General features: G+C 76.6%; 16 protein-coding genes. 4 read left to right on the top strand and 12 right to left on the bottom strand.

Annotated features, from left to right (window positions below):
* Nucleotides 1–12: 12 nt before the first annotated feature.
* The 4 genes from ACYX4T_RS24925 to atpF all read right to left on the bottom strand — a co-directional run bounded on the left by ACYX4T_RS24925 (nt 13) and on the right by atpF (nt 3,274).
* Complete coding sequence (locus tag ACYX4T_RS24925; protein WP_476011904.1) at nt 13–936, bottom strand: 2-dehydropantoate 2-reductase; 924 nt, start codon at nt 934–936, stop codon at nt 13–15.
* 47 nt (nt 937–983) lie between these two features.
* Nucleotides 984–1,784: a hypothetical protein gene (locus ACYX4T_RS24920; RefSeq protein WP_476011903.1), complete on the bottom strand. Its 801-nt coding sequence runs from the start codon at nt 1,782–1,784 to the stop codon at nt 984–986.
* 326 nt (nt 1,785–2,110) lie between these two features.
* A complete protein-coding gene (locus ACYX4T_RS24915) occupies nt 2,111–2,488 on the bottom strand; it encodes a hypothetical protein (RefSeq protein ID WP_476011902.1) in 378 nt (125 codons plus the stop codon).
* Between the two features lie 282 nt (nt 2,489–2,770).
* A complete protein-coding gene (atpF, locus tag ACYX4T_RS24910) occupies nt 2,771–3,274 on the bottom strand; it encodes a F0F1 ATP synthase subunit B (RefSeq protein ID WP_476011901.1) in 504 nt (167 codons plus the stop codon).
* A 185-nt stretch (nt 3,275–3,459) separates the two neighbouring features.
* Here atpF and ACYX4T_RS24905 point away from each other — a divergent pair, with 185 nt between their 5' ends.
* On the top strand, nt 3,460–3,918 hold the full coding sequence (locus ACYX4T_RS24905; protein WP_476011900.1) for a universal stress protein: 459 nt from the start codon (nt 3,460–3,462) through the stop codon (nt 3,916–3,918).
* A 7-nt stretch (nt 3,919–3,925) separates the two neighbouring features.
* Here ACYX4T_RS24905 and ACYX4T_RS24900 read toward each other — a convergent pair whose 3' ends face one another.
* From ACYX4T_RS24900 to ACYX4T_RS24875, 6 genes are all read right to left on the bottom strand, one after another.
* Nucleotides 3,926–4,837: a hypothetical protein gene (locus ACYX4T_RS24900; protein ID WP_476011899.1), complete on the bottom strand. Its 912-nt coding sequence runs from the start codon at nt 4,835–4,837 to the stop codon at nt 3,926–3,928.
* Nucleotides 4,838–4,956: 119 nt separating this feature from the next.
* Nucleotides 4,957–5,367 carry an SRPBCC family protein gene (locus ACYX4T_RS24895; protein WP_476011898.1) on the bottom strand — a complete coding sequence of 137 codons (411 nt, stop codon included), beginning with the start codon at nt 5,365–5,367 and terminating at the stop codon, nt 4,957–4,959.
* 69 nt (nt 5,368–5,436) lie between these two features.
* Nucleotides 5,437–6,711, bottom strand: coding sequence for a PQQ-binding-like beta-propeller repeat protein (locus ACYX4T_RS24890; RefSeq protein ID WP_476011897.1), 1,275 nt, complete (start codon nt 6,709–6,711; stop codon nt 5,437–5,439).
* Between the two features lie 61 nt (nt 6,712–6,772).
* A complete protein-coding gene (locus tag ACYX4T_RS24885) occupies nt 6,773–7,012 on the bottom strand; it encodes a hypothetical protein (protein ID WP_476011896.1) in 240 nt (79 codons plus the stop codon).
* A gap of 151 nt (nt 7,013–7,163) precedes the next feature.
* Nucleotides 7,164–8,636, bottom strand: coding sequence for a mycofactocin dehydrogenase MftG (gene mftG, locus ACYX4T_RS24880; protein ID WP_476011895.1), 1,473 nt, complete (start codon nt 8,634–8,636; stop codon nt 7,164–7,166).
* A 19-nt stretch (nt 8,637–8,655) separates the two neighbouring features.
* Nucleotides 8,656–9,726: an LCP family protein gene (locus ACYX4T_RS24875; RefSeq protein ID WP_476011894.1), complete on the bottom strand. Its 1,071-nt coding sequence runs from the start codon at nt 9,724–9,726 to the stop codon at nt 8,656–8,658.
* A 254-nt stretch (nt 9,727–9,980) separates the two neighbouring features.
* Here ACYX4T_RS24875 and ACYX4T_RS24870 point away from each other — a divergent pair, with 254 nt between their 5' ends.
* From ACYX4T_RS24870 to ACYX4T_RS24860, 3 genes are all read left to right on the top strand, one after another.
* Nucleotides 9,981–10,247, top strand: coding sequence for a hypothetical protein (locus ACYX4T_RS24870; RefSeq protein WP_476011893.1), 267 nt, complete (start codon nt 9,981–9,983; stop codon nt 10,245–10,247).
* Nucleotides 10,244–10,867, top strand: a complete 624-nt coding sequence (locus ACYX4T_RS24865) for a DUF7002 family protein (protein ID WP_476011892.1) — start codon at nt 10,244–10,246, stop codon at nt 10,865–10,867. The genes ACYX4T_RS24870 and ACYX4T_RS24865 overlap by 4 nt, the downstream gene beginning before the upstream one ends.
* 323 nt (nt 10,868–11,190) lie before the next feature.
* Nucleotides 11,191–11,541 (top strand): hypothetical protein, encoded by a 351-nt coding sequence (locus tag ACYX4T_RS24860; protein ID WP_476011891.1) that lies wholly within the window; start codon nt 11,191–11,193, stop codon nt 11,539–11,541.
* A gap of 72 nt (nt 11,542–11,613) precedes the next feature.
* On the opposite strand, the gene ACYX4T_RS24855 is transcribed toward ACYX4T_RS24860, so the two are convergent.
* Both ACYX4T_RS24855 and ACYX4T_RS24850 read right to left on the bottom strand, forming a co-directional pair.
* On the bottom strand, nt 11,614–12,678 hold the full coding sequence (locus ACYX4T_RS24855; protein ID WP_476011890.1) for a potassium channel family protein: 1,065 nt from the start codon (nt 12,676–12,678) through the stop codon (nt 11,614–11,616).
* A gap of 79 nt (nt 12,679–12,757) precedes the next feature.
* On the bottom strand, nt 12,758–14,344 hold the full coding sequence (locus ACYX4T_RS24850; RefSeq protein ID WP_476011889.1) for an aldehyde dehydrogenase family protein: 1,587 nt from the start codon (nt 14,342–14,344) through the stop codon (nt 12,758–12,760).
* Nucleotides 14,345–14,398 lie beyond the last annotated feature (54 nt).

Genomic DNA, 14,398 nt, shown 5'->3' with positions numbered 1-14,398 from the left:
CGAGCCGTCCCCTCAGATGACCTGCCCGTTCGTGGCGCGGACCCCCCGGAGGAGGGCCAGCACGGCCGTGTTGAGCGGGGTGGCGACGCCCGTGCGCGACCCGGTCTCGACGACCGCGCCCGTGAGGTACTCGTGCTCGAGCGGCCGGCCGGCGAGGCGGTCGTAGAGCATCGAGGTGCCGAGCCCCGCGGGCATGTCGGCGTAGTGCGCGACGAGCGCCTCGACGTCCGCGGCGGTGAGCGCGGCGCCCACCGAGCGCCCGACGGCCACGACCTCCCGGGCCAGCGCGACCACGAGACCGCGCGTCGCCGGCTCGGCGAGCACGTCGTTGCGCCGGCCCGTCAGGGCGGTGACGGGGTTGGCGATCGCGTTGCTGAGCAGCTTGCGCCAGGCGACGGTGGTGAAGTCGTCGGTGGCCAGGACGGACAGCCCGTGGGGTGTCCCGGGCGTGCCGTCGCCGGGGTCCGCGCCGAAGAGCGCCGCGAGCCCGCGGGCGGCCTCCCCGTCCGGCACGGTGAGCCGTCCGTACCCGTGGTGGACGACCCGGCCCGGCGCGACGGCCTCCGCCCCGAGGCGCACCGAGGCCGGCAGCACCGTCGCCCCGGGGTCGACGAGACCGTCGACGCGCCGCGCGTGGTCGACCCCGTTCTGCGCGACCACCACGACCGCACCGGGACCCGCCAGCGCCGCGAGCCAGCCCGCCGCGGACGCCGTGTCCTGCGCCTTCGTGGCGAGCAGCACCCAGTCGGCGGGGCCGACGTCGCCGGGGTCGGTGGCGACGGTGACCGCCGCCGCGCGCTCGACGCCCTCGCGGGTCACGTGCAGCTCGTCGAACGGCGTGCGCACGCACACCGTGACCGCGTGCCCCCGCTCGGCCGACAGCGCCGCGAGGACACCGCCGATCGCTCCCGCGCCGACCACCGCCACGCTCGCCACGGCTCGATCGTCCTCCGGGGCCGGCGCGTCACGTCGCGGCGGGTCGATCAGCGCCCGTGGCGGGCGAAGGCCTCCAGGTCGAGCACGACGCGCGCGACGCGCAGGGCGGTGACGACCGCGTCGACCTCCACCGCCGACGCGGCGCGCTCCTCGGCGTCGAGACGTTCGAGCAGGGCCTCCGCCGCCTCGTGCAGCGTGGTGGCGGTCTCGGCGGCACCCGCGAGGTCGTCGGCGGCGAGGCCGGTCGACCACCCCGCCTCCGGCACGCCCGACGCGGACAGGCCGAGCGCACGCAGGAGCGCGCGACGGACGGGGTCGTCGCCGCTGCCGCCCTCGAGGTGGGCGAGCTCCGCGATGAGCTGGTCGACGGCGCCGACCAGCTCGGCCGGCGCGGCGCCGGCCCGGCCGAACACGGCGGGCGGGACCACGCCCTCGGGGCTGCGGGGCGCGGGGATCGCCGTCTGCTCCGGCTCCAGGCGCTCGCGGGCCTCGCGCAGCCGGGTGGTCAGGCGGCCCCCGGCGGGCTCGTCGGGGGCCGGCTCGGGGACCTGCCGGGTGCCCGGCGTCCGCTCCGCGGCCGTGACCGCGCCGTCGGCCGCCCGCGGGGCGGGCACGACGGGGTCGGGCAGCTCGGGGCGGGCCTCGGCACCGTCACCGGTCTCGTCGGCGGGGCCGGTGGCGGTCGAGCCGGTGGCGGTCGGGCCGGTGGCGGTCGGGCCGGCCGCGGGCGTGTCGGATGTGTCGGTGGTGTCGGTCGGGTCGGCAGCGGTCGCGTCGGCGGCGGGCCCGGCGTCCTCCACACCGTCCGGCGCCCCGTCGTGCACCCCACCGTCGGGTTCGGCAGTCACGGGTGTCTCCGGGGTCGCGGCGTCGGTCGACAACGGCGCTCCTTCATGGGCGAGGTCGTGTCGCCGCCGGGTGCGCCCAGGGCGTCGGTGCGGCGACACAGGGTCACCCGGTGGATCGTCCCCGCCAGCCTGACGCGTTGCGGACGGCTCGCGGAACAGCCCGTTCGGGGGATCTCCTTCACCCGTTGGACCGCCCACCACCACGAGACGCGGCCGTTGGGAGCTACCGGCTACGCCGTGCGGGCGCTCACCCTCCAGCACGGACGGTCCTGTGCTCCACCGGAGAGGGCGTCACCGGCGGTGTCCCCGGTGGGATCTCGGGCGTGTCACCGCAGGTCCCGGGGCCGCGGCCCGGAGGGCACGCCACGACCGGTCCGCGCCATGAGCGCCCGCCGGGTGGCCGACGCCGAGCTGCCGCGGAACCGGCTGACGACGACGACGCCCGCGAACGCCACCCCGTTCACGGCACCGAGGCCGAGCATCGCGACCTCCAGCACCTGCTCGTCGGCGAACGACCCGCCGGGGTCCGGGGCGTCGAGCGCCCCGCCGTAGGGCACCGGCGCCGGCACCGGGGCCGGCGCGGGGTCGGCGGCCCGGGCGGGACCGGGGTCGGGCAGCTCCGACCCGAGCAGCAGCCCACCGGCGACGAGCAGGCCCACCGCCGCGCCGCGCGCGATGGCGGTCCGGAGCCGACGTGCCCGCACCCGGGGGAGACCGTCGGCGCCACCCCCGCCGCCCCCGCCGCCCCCGCCGCCTCGGTGGCCTCCACGGCCGTCTCCGCCATCGACCCCGCGACCGACCCCGCGACCGTCCATGTGCCCGCCCCGTCCGCCCGGTGTGCCCTCGGGCACTCATCGGGGCGGTCCGGCGGGCTCGTTACCGACACGACGCCGGAACTCCCGCGACACACCGTGATCGTGACCGGACCGTGATCGACGCGTCCGATCCGTCCGGTTCCCGCAGCGCACGGCGCTGCGGAGCAGGGCTCAGACGCGCTGCGTCTGGTACTCGTCGACGACCTGGCGGTACTCGTCCTCGCCGATCTCGCGGCCCAGCAGGCGCCCGGCGAGGCGGCGGGACAGACGGGCCACGTCGGGCTGCAGCTCCGAGGCGACCGACGAGCGCTGCGAGGCGAGCTCCTCGCGACCCTGCGCGACGAACGACGACGCCTCCTCGCGCGCGGCGGCGAGGACCTCGTCGTTGCGGCGCTGGCCCTCCTCGCGCGCGGTGTCGCGGATGCGGGAGGCCTCGTCGCGCGCCTCGCCGATGCGGGTGCGGTACTCGGCGTGCACGCGGCGCGCCTCGGCGCGGGCCTGCTCGGCGCGCTCGAAGCCGCCCTCGATCCGGTCGTGGCGCTCGTTGTAGACCTTCTCCAGCCGCGGCAGCAGCACTCGGCTCATGACGAGGTAGAGCGCGCCGAACGCGATCATGCCGATCACGATCTCGTGCCAGATCGGGCTGAGCACGAAGTAGCCGCTCGCCAGGGTCATCGCCGGCTGCACCGCCTGTCCGGTCGTCGTCGTCGTGCGTCGGGGACGTCCTCGACCGACGTGCGTCGACCGGGGCGCTCGCGCACAGTCTGTCCGATCTCTCCCCGCGAAGCGACCCGGGGTGGCTCGACGGGTCGCCGCCACCCTGCGGGAACGCCCGCGCGGGCGACCCCTAGGGTGCCGCCGTGGGTGACTACAAGCTCGTGGCCGTGGGCACGGACGGGTCCTCCTCGGCCACGCTCGCCGTCGGACGCGCCGCCCGGATCGCCGCCGACGCGGGAGCCAAGCTCCTCATCATCTGTGCCTACGAGCGCTCGAGCCGCCCGGGCGGGCGCGACCAGGCCGAGGCGGAGCGCGCGCTCGGCGACGAGGCGTACAAGATCATCGGGGCGAACCCCGCCGAGGAGAAGCTCCGCGACGCCCGCGACGTCGCCCGGCGCGAGGGCGCCGACGAGGTCAACACCGTCGCTGTCGAGGGCGAGCCGGTGCAGGCCATCTGCGACAAGGTCGAGCTGCACCACGCCGACCTGGTCGTGGTCGGCAACAAGGGCCTCGCGAGCTTCGCCGGGCGCCTGCTCGGGTCGGTGCCCGCGGAAGTCTCCCGCCGCTCCCCCACCGACGTGCTGATCGTTCACACCACGTAGGCGGTCCTCAGCGCGCCGCTTCCTCCAACGGCACCGTCGTGTCGACCTGCACGGCGAGGTCGCCGCGCCGCGGCGCCGGGGTGGCCGGCGTCGGGGGCGTCGCCCAGGTGCCCGGCACCGAGCAGTAGGGCGCGGCGCGGTGGCGCCCGAGCAGCTCCGACAGCGGCGCGTCGGCGAGCACGTCGGCCAGCGCCTGCTCGAACGAGCGCCGGGTGCCGCGGTCGCGCGGGCGGGCCAGGGCCTCGGCGAGCCGGCGGGTGAGCCGCTCGGAGTCGGCGAGGAACGTCGTCAGCGACAGGCGCCCGCGACCCAGCTCGCGGCGGCAGCGGCCGGCGACCGTGTCGCCCTCGCCCACGATGCAGACCTCGACGTCGACGTCGCCGTCCTCGAGCAGCGACCCGGCCGGCCCGGCCCCCTCGGGCGCGGGGCGCGCCATGGTGGCGCGGAAGACGGCGTTGGTGACGCGGTCCGCGGGCTCGCGGACGAGCGACGCGAGCAGGTTCCAGCCGCCGCGACTCTCGAGGACGTCGCGCAGGCCGCGGACGTCGACGGTCAGCCGCCGCACGCGCACGCCGTCGCCGGCCCGGTCGAGCAGCTCGCCGACCGTGTCGGGGCGCGGCGCGTCGCCGAGGACGACGACGTGCAGCCGCGGCACGGCGGGGGTGCCGGGGACCTGGGGGTCGATGCCGCAGACCGCCACCTCCGGCGCGGGCGGGCGGACCGCCTCGCGCGCCGGGGTGTCGAGGTACTCCATCCCGACCATGACCTCGGGACCGGGCACGTCGCGGGCCGTGGTGGTGGCCCGGGCCGCGGCGGTGCCGGACGCGCCGGCCCGGCGGGTGGTGACCCCGCTCTCGCGGCTGGACGCACGGCTGGTGGCACGGCTCGTGGGACGGCGACGGACGAACGGGATGCGCACGAGCTCTCCGCTCACTCGGCTCCGGAGCCACCCACGATGCCACGACGGAGTGACCGTCGCCACGTCGAACGATTCAGGGGACCCCGGCGCGCGCGACGATCACCCGTCCTGTCGCTCCCTCAGCCCGTCGCCGACCCGTCGAGCCGCCGTTCGAGGTCCGCGAGGGTCCGCTCGAGGTCCTGCTGGACCTGGTCGTGGTGCTCCGGGTCGTCGCCCCCGGGCGTGTGCAGGCTGACCGTGACCCGCGAGTCCTCGTCGCCGATGCCGGTCACGAACAGCTCACCGTGGTAGTCCGCGACCCGGTCGGCGCCCCACCGCACGCTGCGCGCGTCGGCGTCGGCGTGCATCCAGGCCCGGTCCTCGTGCTGCTCGCCGCCGCCGGCCGCGACGACGTCGACCTCCTCCCCGCCGGCGCGTCTCGCCTGCTGCAGGCCGCTGACCCACTCGGGCAGGTGCTCGGCGTCGGAGAGGTACGCGAAGACCTCCTCCGGCGGACGGCGGACGTCGATGCTGTGCTGGTGGTCGCCCATGCCCGGCGGCTACCCGGGCCGGGGATCAGCGACGCGGGCCGGTGCGGTTCAGGGCGCTCCGGCGCGGGTTCAGCGCGTCGCCGGGGTGATCGCCGCGCCGCCCCCGAAGCCCGCGACGCCGGTGGTCTCGACGCCGAGCCCGAGGTAGGCGTTGACCAGCGCCGGCGCGGCGCCGGGCCGGGTCTCGCGGTCGGCGCCCGTGCGCGCGTCGAGCACGACGGGGCCGTTGACCGTGGTCCCGTACACCGCGCCGTGCCACGCCGTGGTCATCTGCGGGGCGACGCGGTTGGCGGCGGGGTCCGGCAGCTCCCACAGCGGGGCGGCCGTGCCCGCGTCGACGGCGAACAGGCGGGTGTCGCCGCCGCAGACGGTGGTGGCGGCCTCGTCCCAGACGCAGCGCGGCGCCGTGTACGTCCGGCCGACGTCGACGGTGCGCACGGTGGCCCCGCGGGGGTCGACGAAGCGCAGCGACGCCGCGGGTGCGGAGAGCGTCGTCGCCGTCGTGCGCCCGCTGACCACGGCGAGCGCGGGGCCGGCGACGGTGATCCGCGGGTCGCGCAGCACCTCGGGCAGCGCGAAGCGCCGCAGCCCGGTCACGACGTCGAGCCCGACGACCGTCGAGTCCGCGTAGGCGCCGCTCTCCCCCGGCGTCGTGGCCACCCCGACCGCGGTGCCGCCGGCCGGCCCGTCGGCGAGCAGGGCGTCGACCGCGACGCCGTCGGCGGTCCAGAGCACCCGCCGGGTGGCGAGGTCGACGCCGAGCGCGGTGCGTTGGGTGTCGGTGCTCGCGGTGAGCACGGCGACCCCGGCGACCACCCCGGCCACGTCCATCGCGACGGCCGGGGGGCGCTCGGTCCACGGCAGGACGGTCGGCGCGGTCCAGCGCAGCGCGCCGTCGGCCGCGTCGAAGGCGAGCAGGTCGACGGCGAGCCCGGGCGGCGTGGTGCCCGAGCCCGGGACGACGCTGCCCGCGCCGACCAGCACCGCGCCGTCCGGGCTCGCGACGGGACGCCCGGCGGCGTAGCGGCCCGGCGGCGCGTCGGTGCCCGGCACCGGGGTGCCGGTGGAGTCGAGGCGGGCGACGCGTCCGCCGTCGGTGGCCCAGATCGCGGTGCCGACGAGGGCTGCGGGCAGCGCGTCGGCGTCCCGCCCGAACACGGACGTGCCCGAGCCCCCGAAGATCGTCCCGGTGGGCGCGCCGAAGCCGGTGGGCGGGTCGAAGGCGGGTGGCGGCGCCGCGGCCGTGGGCGCGCCCCCGCAGCCGGCGAGCAGCAGCGTCAGCAGTGTCGTCAGCAGCGTGGCCAGCACCGCCGTCAGCAGGGGGGCGGCCGGCCGATCACGCACGCCGCGCAGGATTCCACGGCGGCGCGGCGCGGCGGAGCCGGGCCGTCGAGCCCCGCGCGCCTCAGTCGGTGGGGACGGCCTCGCTCGGGACGGCCTCGTCCGACGAGCGCCGCGGGGACACGACGGGCAGCGGGCCGGTGGCCTGGGCGAGGCGGCGCTGGGCGCGGGCGACGCGGGCGGCGAGCTCGACCGCCGCGGCCTGCTCGGCCTTCTGCGCCCTGCGCTCGGCGCGGGTGAGGCGCGGGGGCGTGTCGTCGGCACGCTCCGACGGGGCGTCGGCACGGCGGCGCAGGAACGACATCGGCTCTCCTCGATCACCTCGAGCGGGTCTCGCGAGGAGTGTCGTCGCGATCACCGAGGTCGTGAGCAGCGATCACACCATCGTGTCGCAGCTGTGACCGTGTCCGGGCACGCGATCGGGCAGCAGGTCACGGGCAGGGACGAACCGGGCGTCACGCGGGCTGGAGGACCGTCCCGGCGATCAGGTCGGCCGCCCGCTCGCCCAGCATCAGGGCGGTCGCGGCGGGTCCGCGGCGGGGCACGGTCGGCAGCACCGAGGTGTCGACGACCCGCAGTCCGCGCAGCCCGTGCACGCGCAGCTCGGGGTCGACGACGGCCTCGGGGTCCGACGCCGGGCCGAGCTTCGCGGTGCTGCACAGGTGCGCCGACGTCGTGAGGTGGGCGGTGATCCAGGCGTCGAGGGCGCGGTCGTCGCTGCCGCGGCCGGGGTCGAGCGCGAGCCCCCCGGCCGCGAGCAGCTCCCCTCCCCGGCGCACGACCTGGCGCATGCGGGCCCGGTCGCGGCCCGAGACCAGGTAGCGGTGCTCGAGGCGCGGGCACTCGCCGGGCGCCGACGCGAAGGACATGACCCCGCGGCTCTCCGGGGCCTGCAGCGCGCACATGAGGTGGCACGACCCGCCCGGTGCGAACGGCCGGGCGAACAGGAGGATCTCGAGGTCGCCGGCCGGGTCGTCGCCGGAGTCGAGGTGCACCGCCGCCTGCGCGCCGGGTGCCTCGGGGTGCAGACCCTCCCCGGGGTCGGGGAACGCCAGGTAGACGCTCGGGTGGTCGCCGTAGCCCCGCCCGACGCCGCGCAGCTCGTGGCGCACGGCCAGGCCGGCGGTGTGCAGGGCGTCGGGCGGCCCGATGCCCGAGAGCGCGAGCAGCTGCGGGGTGCAGACCGACCCGGCCGCGAGCACCACCTCGCCGGCCTCGATCCGCTCGCCGTCGGTGCTCTCCACGCCGACGGCGCGGTCGCCGTCGAGCAGCACCCGGGCGACGGTGACGCCACCGCGGACGGCGAGGTTCTCCCGCGCGAGGTGCGGCAGCACGTAGGCCATCGCCGCGTTCACGCGCACCCCGCGGCGCACGTTGCCCGGCACCAGCCCCGCGCCGGGCGGCTGGTCGCCGTTCTTGTCGGTCTCGGCGGGCACGCCGACGCGGGCCGCGGCGGCGAGGAACCGCTCGGTGACCGGCGCGCGCAGCTCGCCCGCGGGGCGCACGACAGGCACCGGGCCCGCGCCGCCGTGCAGCGGGCCGTGCATGTCCAGGTCCCGCTCGCCGCGGACGTAGTAGGGCAGCGTCGCGTCGTACGACCACCCCGGCCACGCGTCGAGGTCGGCGCGCGTCGCCCGGAGGTGGTTGGCGCCGTTGACCGCGCTCGACCCGCCCAGCAGCCGCCCGCGCCCCACGCGCGTGTGCCTGCCGGGGAGCAGCTCGACCCGGACGTCCCAGGTGTGGGGGCCGTCGGGGTCGGCGGCCGCCAGCGAGGCGACGTCGCGGACGTCCGCGCCGTACGCGGCCGCGTCGGACACGGCCGTCCCGCACTCGAGCAGCAGCACGCGGCGGTGCGGGTCCTCGGTGAGGCGCCCGGCCAGCGCGCAGCCGGCCGAGCCGGCGCCCACGACCACGACGTCCCAGTTCATGGACCAGGCATACCCGGATCTAGCGCGGCGTGTCGGAGAGCTGCTCCTGCGGGCGCTGGGCGACCCACTGCGGCACCGTGTCCGTGTTGACCGCGAACCACAGGTCACGCCCGGCGCCCTCGTCGAGGTAGACGACCGACTGGTCGCCCTCCATCCCCGTCCCGGTCACCGGCACCGTCAGGAACGAGACGTTCGAGTTCCGCAGGTCGCGCAGGCCGAAGGCGAGCTGGGCGAGGCCGGTGTTGGACAGCGAGTCGTCGACGCCGACGTGGCGGGTCACCGTGTCGACCAGCGTGTAGGCACGGGCGGGGTCGGACAGCGTCCCCGACGACAGGGCCTGCTGCAGGAACGCGCGCAGGGCCGCCTGCTGGCGCCGGACGCGGTCGAGGTCCCCGCCGGGCAGGTTCTTGCGCTCGCGGACGTAGACCAGCGCCTGCTCGCCGTTGAGGTGCTGCTCGCCGGCCGGGACGACGACGCCGTCGCGCTCGGACTCCTGACCCACGTTGACGTCGATCCCGCCGACGGCGTCGGTCATCTGCGCGAAGCCCGCGAAGTCGATGACCGCGAAGTGGTCGATGTGCACGCGCGTGAGCTGCTCGACGGTCTGGATCAGCAGCGGCGGCCCGCCGAACGCGTACGCCGCGTTGATTTTGTTCTGGCCACGGCCGGGGATGTCGACCCACGAGTCGCGCGGGATCGAGACGATGCTGGCGCTCTGCCCGTCCTCGGCGATCGACGCCACCATGATGACGTCACTGCGCTGCGAGCCGAAGACGGCGTCGGGCGCGGCGTCGGTGCCGGTGGTCGCCTCCGGGGACCGGGTGTCGGTGCCCATGAGCAGGAACGTCTGCCCGGCGGCGTCCGCGGGGCGCGTGGACGGGTCGATCGGGGCGAACACCGAGGGATAGCGGCCGACCTGCGAGCCCAGCTGCTGCGTGACGATGACGATGCCCGCCGCCGCGAGCAGGACCAGCACCAGCAGGGCGATCAGCCCGTAGACGAGCGCGCGGACCCCGCGCCGCCGCTGCCCGCGCTCCTCGTCCTGGTCCGGTCCCGGCCCCCCGCCGTCGACCATGCCGCCGATGCTCATTCCCCGACCACCCCTGCTGCCGTGGACCGCCCGCCGTCGGCCGGTCACTCCCGTAGCTCTCGGACGACGAACGGCACGCGTTACGCGCTGCGCGGTGCGGCGCCGCCCCGATCGACCCAGCGTGACAGCCCCTCGACACGCCGTGCCACGCGGTCCGCCGCGCCGAGCTGCGGTTCGTCGCGGCCCGCCCGCCGTCGCCCGCCCGGCGGCCGCGGTGCGCCCGCGGCGGACACCCCCGACCTACGCTCGGACGAGTGACCCCCGATCGTGACGCCGGCGAGTCCGTGCTCGACCCGGCCGGGCCCGACACCGCACCCTCCGACCCCGTCGAGCGGGCCGACCTCGCCGGGCGCGCCGCCGAGGTCGCCGTGGGGCCCGTCCCCTCACCCCGGCCCGAGGTCCTCGCCCGGGTGCTCGACGGCCTGCGCCTGCTGCCGGCGGCCCGGCGCGCGCCCCGCGACGGCCGCGACGACACCGGCGGCACCGGGCCCGCCATGCCGCTGCCGCGCCGCCGCTCGTGAGCGGGGCCGGGCGCGCGCCCGGCGATCTCGCCGCCCGGTACCCGCGGCTGTTCCACATGGCCGAGCCCGGGGCGTGGCCCTCGATCCGCGCGCACGGGCTCGTCAGTGCCACCGCGCTCGTCGAACGCTTCGGGGCCTCGTCCGCGCTGGTGACGGGCCGGCGGGCCACAACGGTCCCGCTGGGCGACGGGGTCGTGCTGCGCGACAACGGGGTGCTGCACGACGGCCAGCTCGCCCGCTGCCTCGACGGCATGGCGATCCGGGACTTCTACCGGATGCTGAACGGCCGCGTGTACTTCTGGCCCACGCGCCGGCGGGTCGCTCGGCTGCTCGCGGCGCGCGCGTACCGGGGTCGGGCGCACCTGGTGCTCGAGGTCGACACCGCGGGCCTGCTCGCCCGGCACGCCGACGCGGTACGCCTCTCGCCGATCAACATGGGCGCCACGCTCATCAACCCGCCCCGCCGCGGCCCGGACACCGCACGCCGCCCGGAGGACTGGCCCGTCGGCCGGGACGTGGCCGAGGTGTCGGTCGAGCACGCCGTACCCGACGTCGCCGAGCTCGTCCTCGCCGCGGCCGTGCACCACCCCGACGGCCGCGTGGAGCCCGTCGCCACCTGACGCACGCCTCCGGCGCCCGCTCGCGCTCCCGATCCGGCGGGCCCTCGGGCACCCCCGCCGTCCGGTGATCAGGAGGACGTGACGCACCTCGCCCGGCCGTCCCGGGTGCGTCAGGTCCTGGTGATCTTCGGCGCGCGCTCCCCGTCGGCCGGCTCGGCACGGGTTCGCCGCGGGTGAACGTGCGCGGGGCCGACAGCGCGGTGTCGGCGGCCTACGGTGGTCGGCGCGCACGCCGCGGCGTGTCGCGCGAGCGAGGATGTGGCGATCCTGGCGGTGGACGCCGGCGATGCCGCATCGCTCGGACACCGACGAGGGAGCGTCACATGACCGTCCCCGACCCCGGACACCCCGACGCCCGACCCACCCGGAGCCCGTCGAGCGGGCTCGACCCCCTGCCGTCCTCGACGCCGCCGCCCCCGCTGGGCGACCGGCCCCCCGAGCCCGAGCCGCCGCGCCGCCCCACGCCGGGCGACCCGGAGCCGGACGGCACGCTCGTGCTCGTCGCCGCCGGCCGCGACGACCGGCGCCGCCACGTCGTCGACGTCACCACCGGCGAGCTCGGCGACCCCACCGGCCTGCGGGCGCGCTGCGGCGCGGCGGTCGAGCAGGTCGTGCCCGGCCTGCGCGCCGAGCAGGCCGACTGTCCCGGCTGCCTGCTCTCGGTGCACCGCTGATCCATCGGGCGACGGTGATCGAAGTACCGATACGGGCGTCGAGTGTCCGCAACGGCACTTCGCTGGCACCACCTACTCGTCGTCGGGGCCCGCGCGGCGGACGCACAGGAGGCGGTCGCCGCGCTCGAGGGCGTCGACCTCCGGGGCGTCGATGGCGTGGACGTGCCCGTCGCGCACGACGCCCAGCACGATGTCGCGCAGGTGCCGCGGCGAGCCGCCGACCTCGGCCTCGGAGACCGTCCGCTCGCCGATGCTCATGCCGGCCTCGGGCGAGATGAGGTCCTCGACGACCGACACGACCGCCGGGGTCGTGGTCGCCATGCCGAGCAGGCGGCCCGCCGTCTCCGCGGACACGACCACCGAGTCGGCGCCCGACTGCCGCAGCAGGTGCACGTTCTCGGCCTCGCGCACGGCGGCCGTGATCGTGATCTTCGGGGCCATCTCCCGCGCGGTCAGCGTCACCATCACCGCCGTGTCGTCGCGGTTGGTGGCGACGACCAGGGCCGTCGCGTGCGGGAGGCCCGCGGTCCGCAGCACCGACGACTGGGTCGCGTCGCCGCGCACGGTGACCAGCCCCAGCGCCGACGCCGCGTCCAGGCGACCCCGGTCGGTGTCGACGACGACGATGTGGTCGACGTCGTGGCCGTCGCCGCGCAGCGTGGTCACCGCGGCCTGGCCCTTCGTCCCGTAGCCCACGACCACCACGTGGTTGCGCACGCGCGACCTCCACCGTCGGATGCGGAACGCCTGCCGGGACCGTTCGGTGAGCAGCTCGACCGTGGTCCCGACCAGCACGATGAGGAACAGCAGGCGCAGCGGCGTGATCGCCAGGATCGTCCAGAGCCGCGCCGACTCGGTGACGGGCACGATGTCGCCGTAGCCGGTGGTCGAGAGCGAGACCGTGGCGTAGTACAGCGCGTCGACGAAGCCGATGCCGTCGTCGCTGTTGTTGTCGATGTAGCCGTCGGCCTGGAACCAGACGATCAGCGTCGCCGCGAGCAGCGCCCCGACGGCGAGCACGAGGCGCCGCACGAGCGCCATGACCGGCCCGACCCGGCCCTCGGGCATGAGGACCGTGGCACCGACGGCGGGTCCTCCGGGCGCGACGTCGCGCGCCACCCGGCTCCGCAGGACCATCCGGCCCCTCCCGCGCTCGAGACCCCCGACCGATGGCGGGCCCGACGCCGCGCCGGGTGGAGGTTACTCGCGCGGACCGTCAGGTCGCCGGGTACCGGTGGTAGCCGGGGAAGTTGCCGTAGAGGTTCTCCCCGGGCGGACCCTCGGTGACGGCCTGCACGAGGTACTCCCCGCCGACGAACGCGCCCTTCCACGACTCGCCGCGCCCGCCGAACGCCTCGTCCTTGTCGCCGCGGGAGCGCAGCTTGTTGATCCCGACCTTGAACGCCTGGACCTGCTCGGCGAGGCGCTCGCCGTGCTGGGTGTCGTCCGTGGCGATGCTCGCGACGAGCGCGCCGTTCGACGCGTTCATCTGGGCGAGGAGCTCCGCCTCGGTGTCGACGACGACGATCGAGTCGACCGGCCCGAACGGCTCCTCGTGCATGAGTCGCGACGCCCCCGGCGGGGCGAGCATCGACACCGGCGCGTGGTAGGCCGACGTGTCCTGGCCGGGCAGGAAGCGGCCGTGCCCGAGGCTCCCGCGGTAGAGCGGGATGGCGCCGTGGCGCAGGGCCTCGGCGACGCTGTCGTCGAGCTCCTGGGCCTTGCCCGCGGAGATCAGGGGGCCGAAGTCGAGGGCGGGCAGGTCGTCGGTCGACCCCGACGACCCCTCCTCCACCGCCAGCGGGTGCCCGAAGCGCACCCCGTCGAGCACCGGCAGGTAGGTCGCGAGGAACTGGTCGACGAGCTTGCGCTGGACGACGAAGCGCGGGTAGGCGGTGCAGCGCTGCTTCGCGTACTCGAAGCCCTTCTTGAGGATCTCCGAGAACGACTCCCAGTCGGAGAACTCCCAGATGCCCCAGGTGTTGAGGCCCTCCTGCTCGAGCATGTGCCGCTTGCCGGTGTCGGCGAGCTGCGCGGCGACCTTGCCGCCGTTGGAGCGCCCGCCGACGAACGCGAGCGCACCGATCTCGGGCGAGCGGATGAGCGCGTCGGAGAGCTCGGAGCCGTCGCCGGAGAGCAGCGTGACCGGCAGGCCCTCGCGCGCCATGAGGGCGTGGGCGACGGTCAGCGTCATCCACCCGCCCTGGGTGGGGGTCTTGGCGACGACGCCGTTGCCGGCGAGCAGCTGAACGAGCTCGGCGTGCACCTGCACGCTCATCGGGTAGTTCCAGCTCGCGATGTTCGAGACCGGCCCCTCGAGCGGCACCCGCTTGGCCGGCGCCCCCTCGACGTCGCGCGCGAGCATCCCCTCGATCTCGTCGACGTACCAGCGCACGCCGGAGATGGCGCGGTCGACGTCGGAGCACGCGGCCTTCCACGGCTTGCCGATCTCCCACGCCAGCAGCAGGGCGAGGTCGTCGCGCGCGCCCTCGATGGCGTCGAGGGCCGACGAGACGCGGCGACGGCGCTCGTCGAGCTCGGTGCCCGCCCACCCGCGGTGGGTCTGCGCCGCGCGCTGCACGGCGTCGGTGGCCGTGGCGGAGTCGACCTTGAGCATCGTGCCCAGCGACGACCCGTCGTTGGGGCTGATCTGGTCGGCCGGCGTGCCCACCGCCTGCCACTCGCCGTCGATGAGGTTGGCGGGCCCGTCGTCGGCGAAGGCCTCGCCGACCAGGTCGCGGACCCGGCCGGTCACCGCGGACCAGGTCAGGTTCTCCGGAACGTGGAGCTGCGTGTCGCTCATGGCCGTCCTCCCGTGTGGCGGTCGTGGGCGTCGACCGACACTAGGCACCCGCTG

This window comes from Actinomycetospora sp. ABD4_176, from assembly GCF_056311855.1.
Note: the sequence above shows the minus strand (reverse complement) of the source record. Positions and strands in the feature narration are given on the sequence as shown.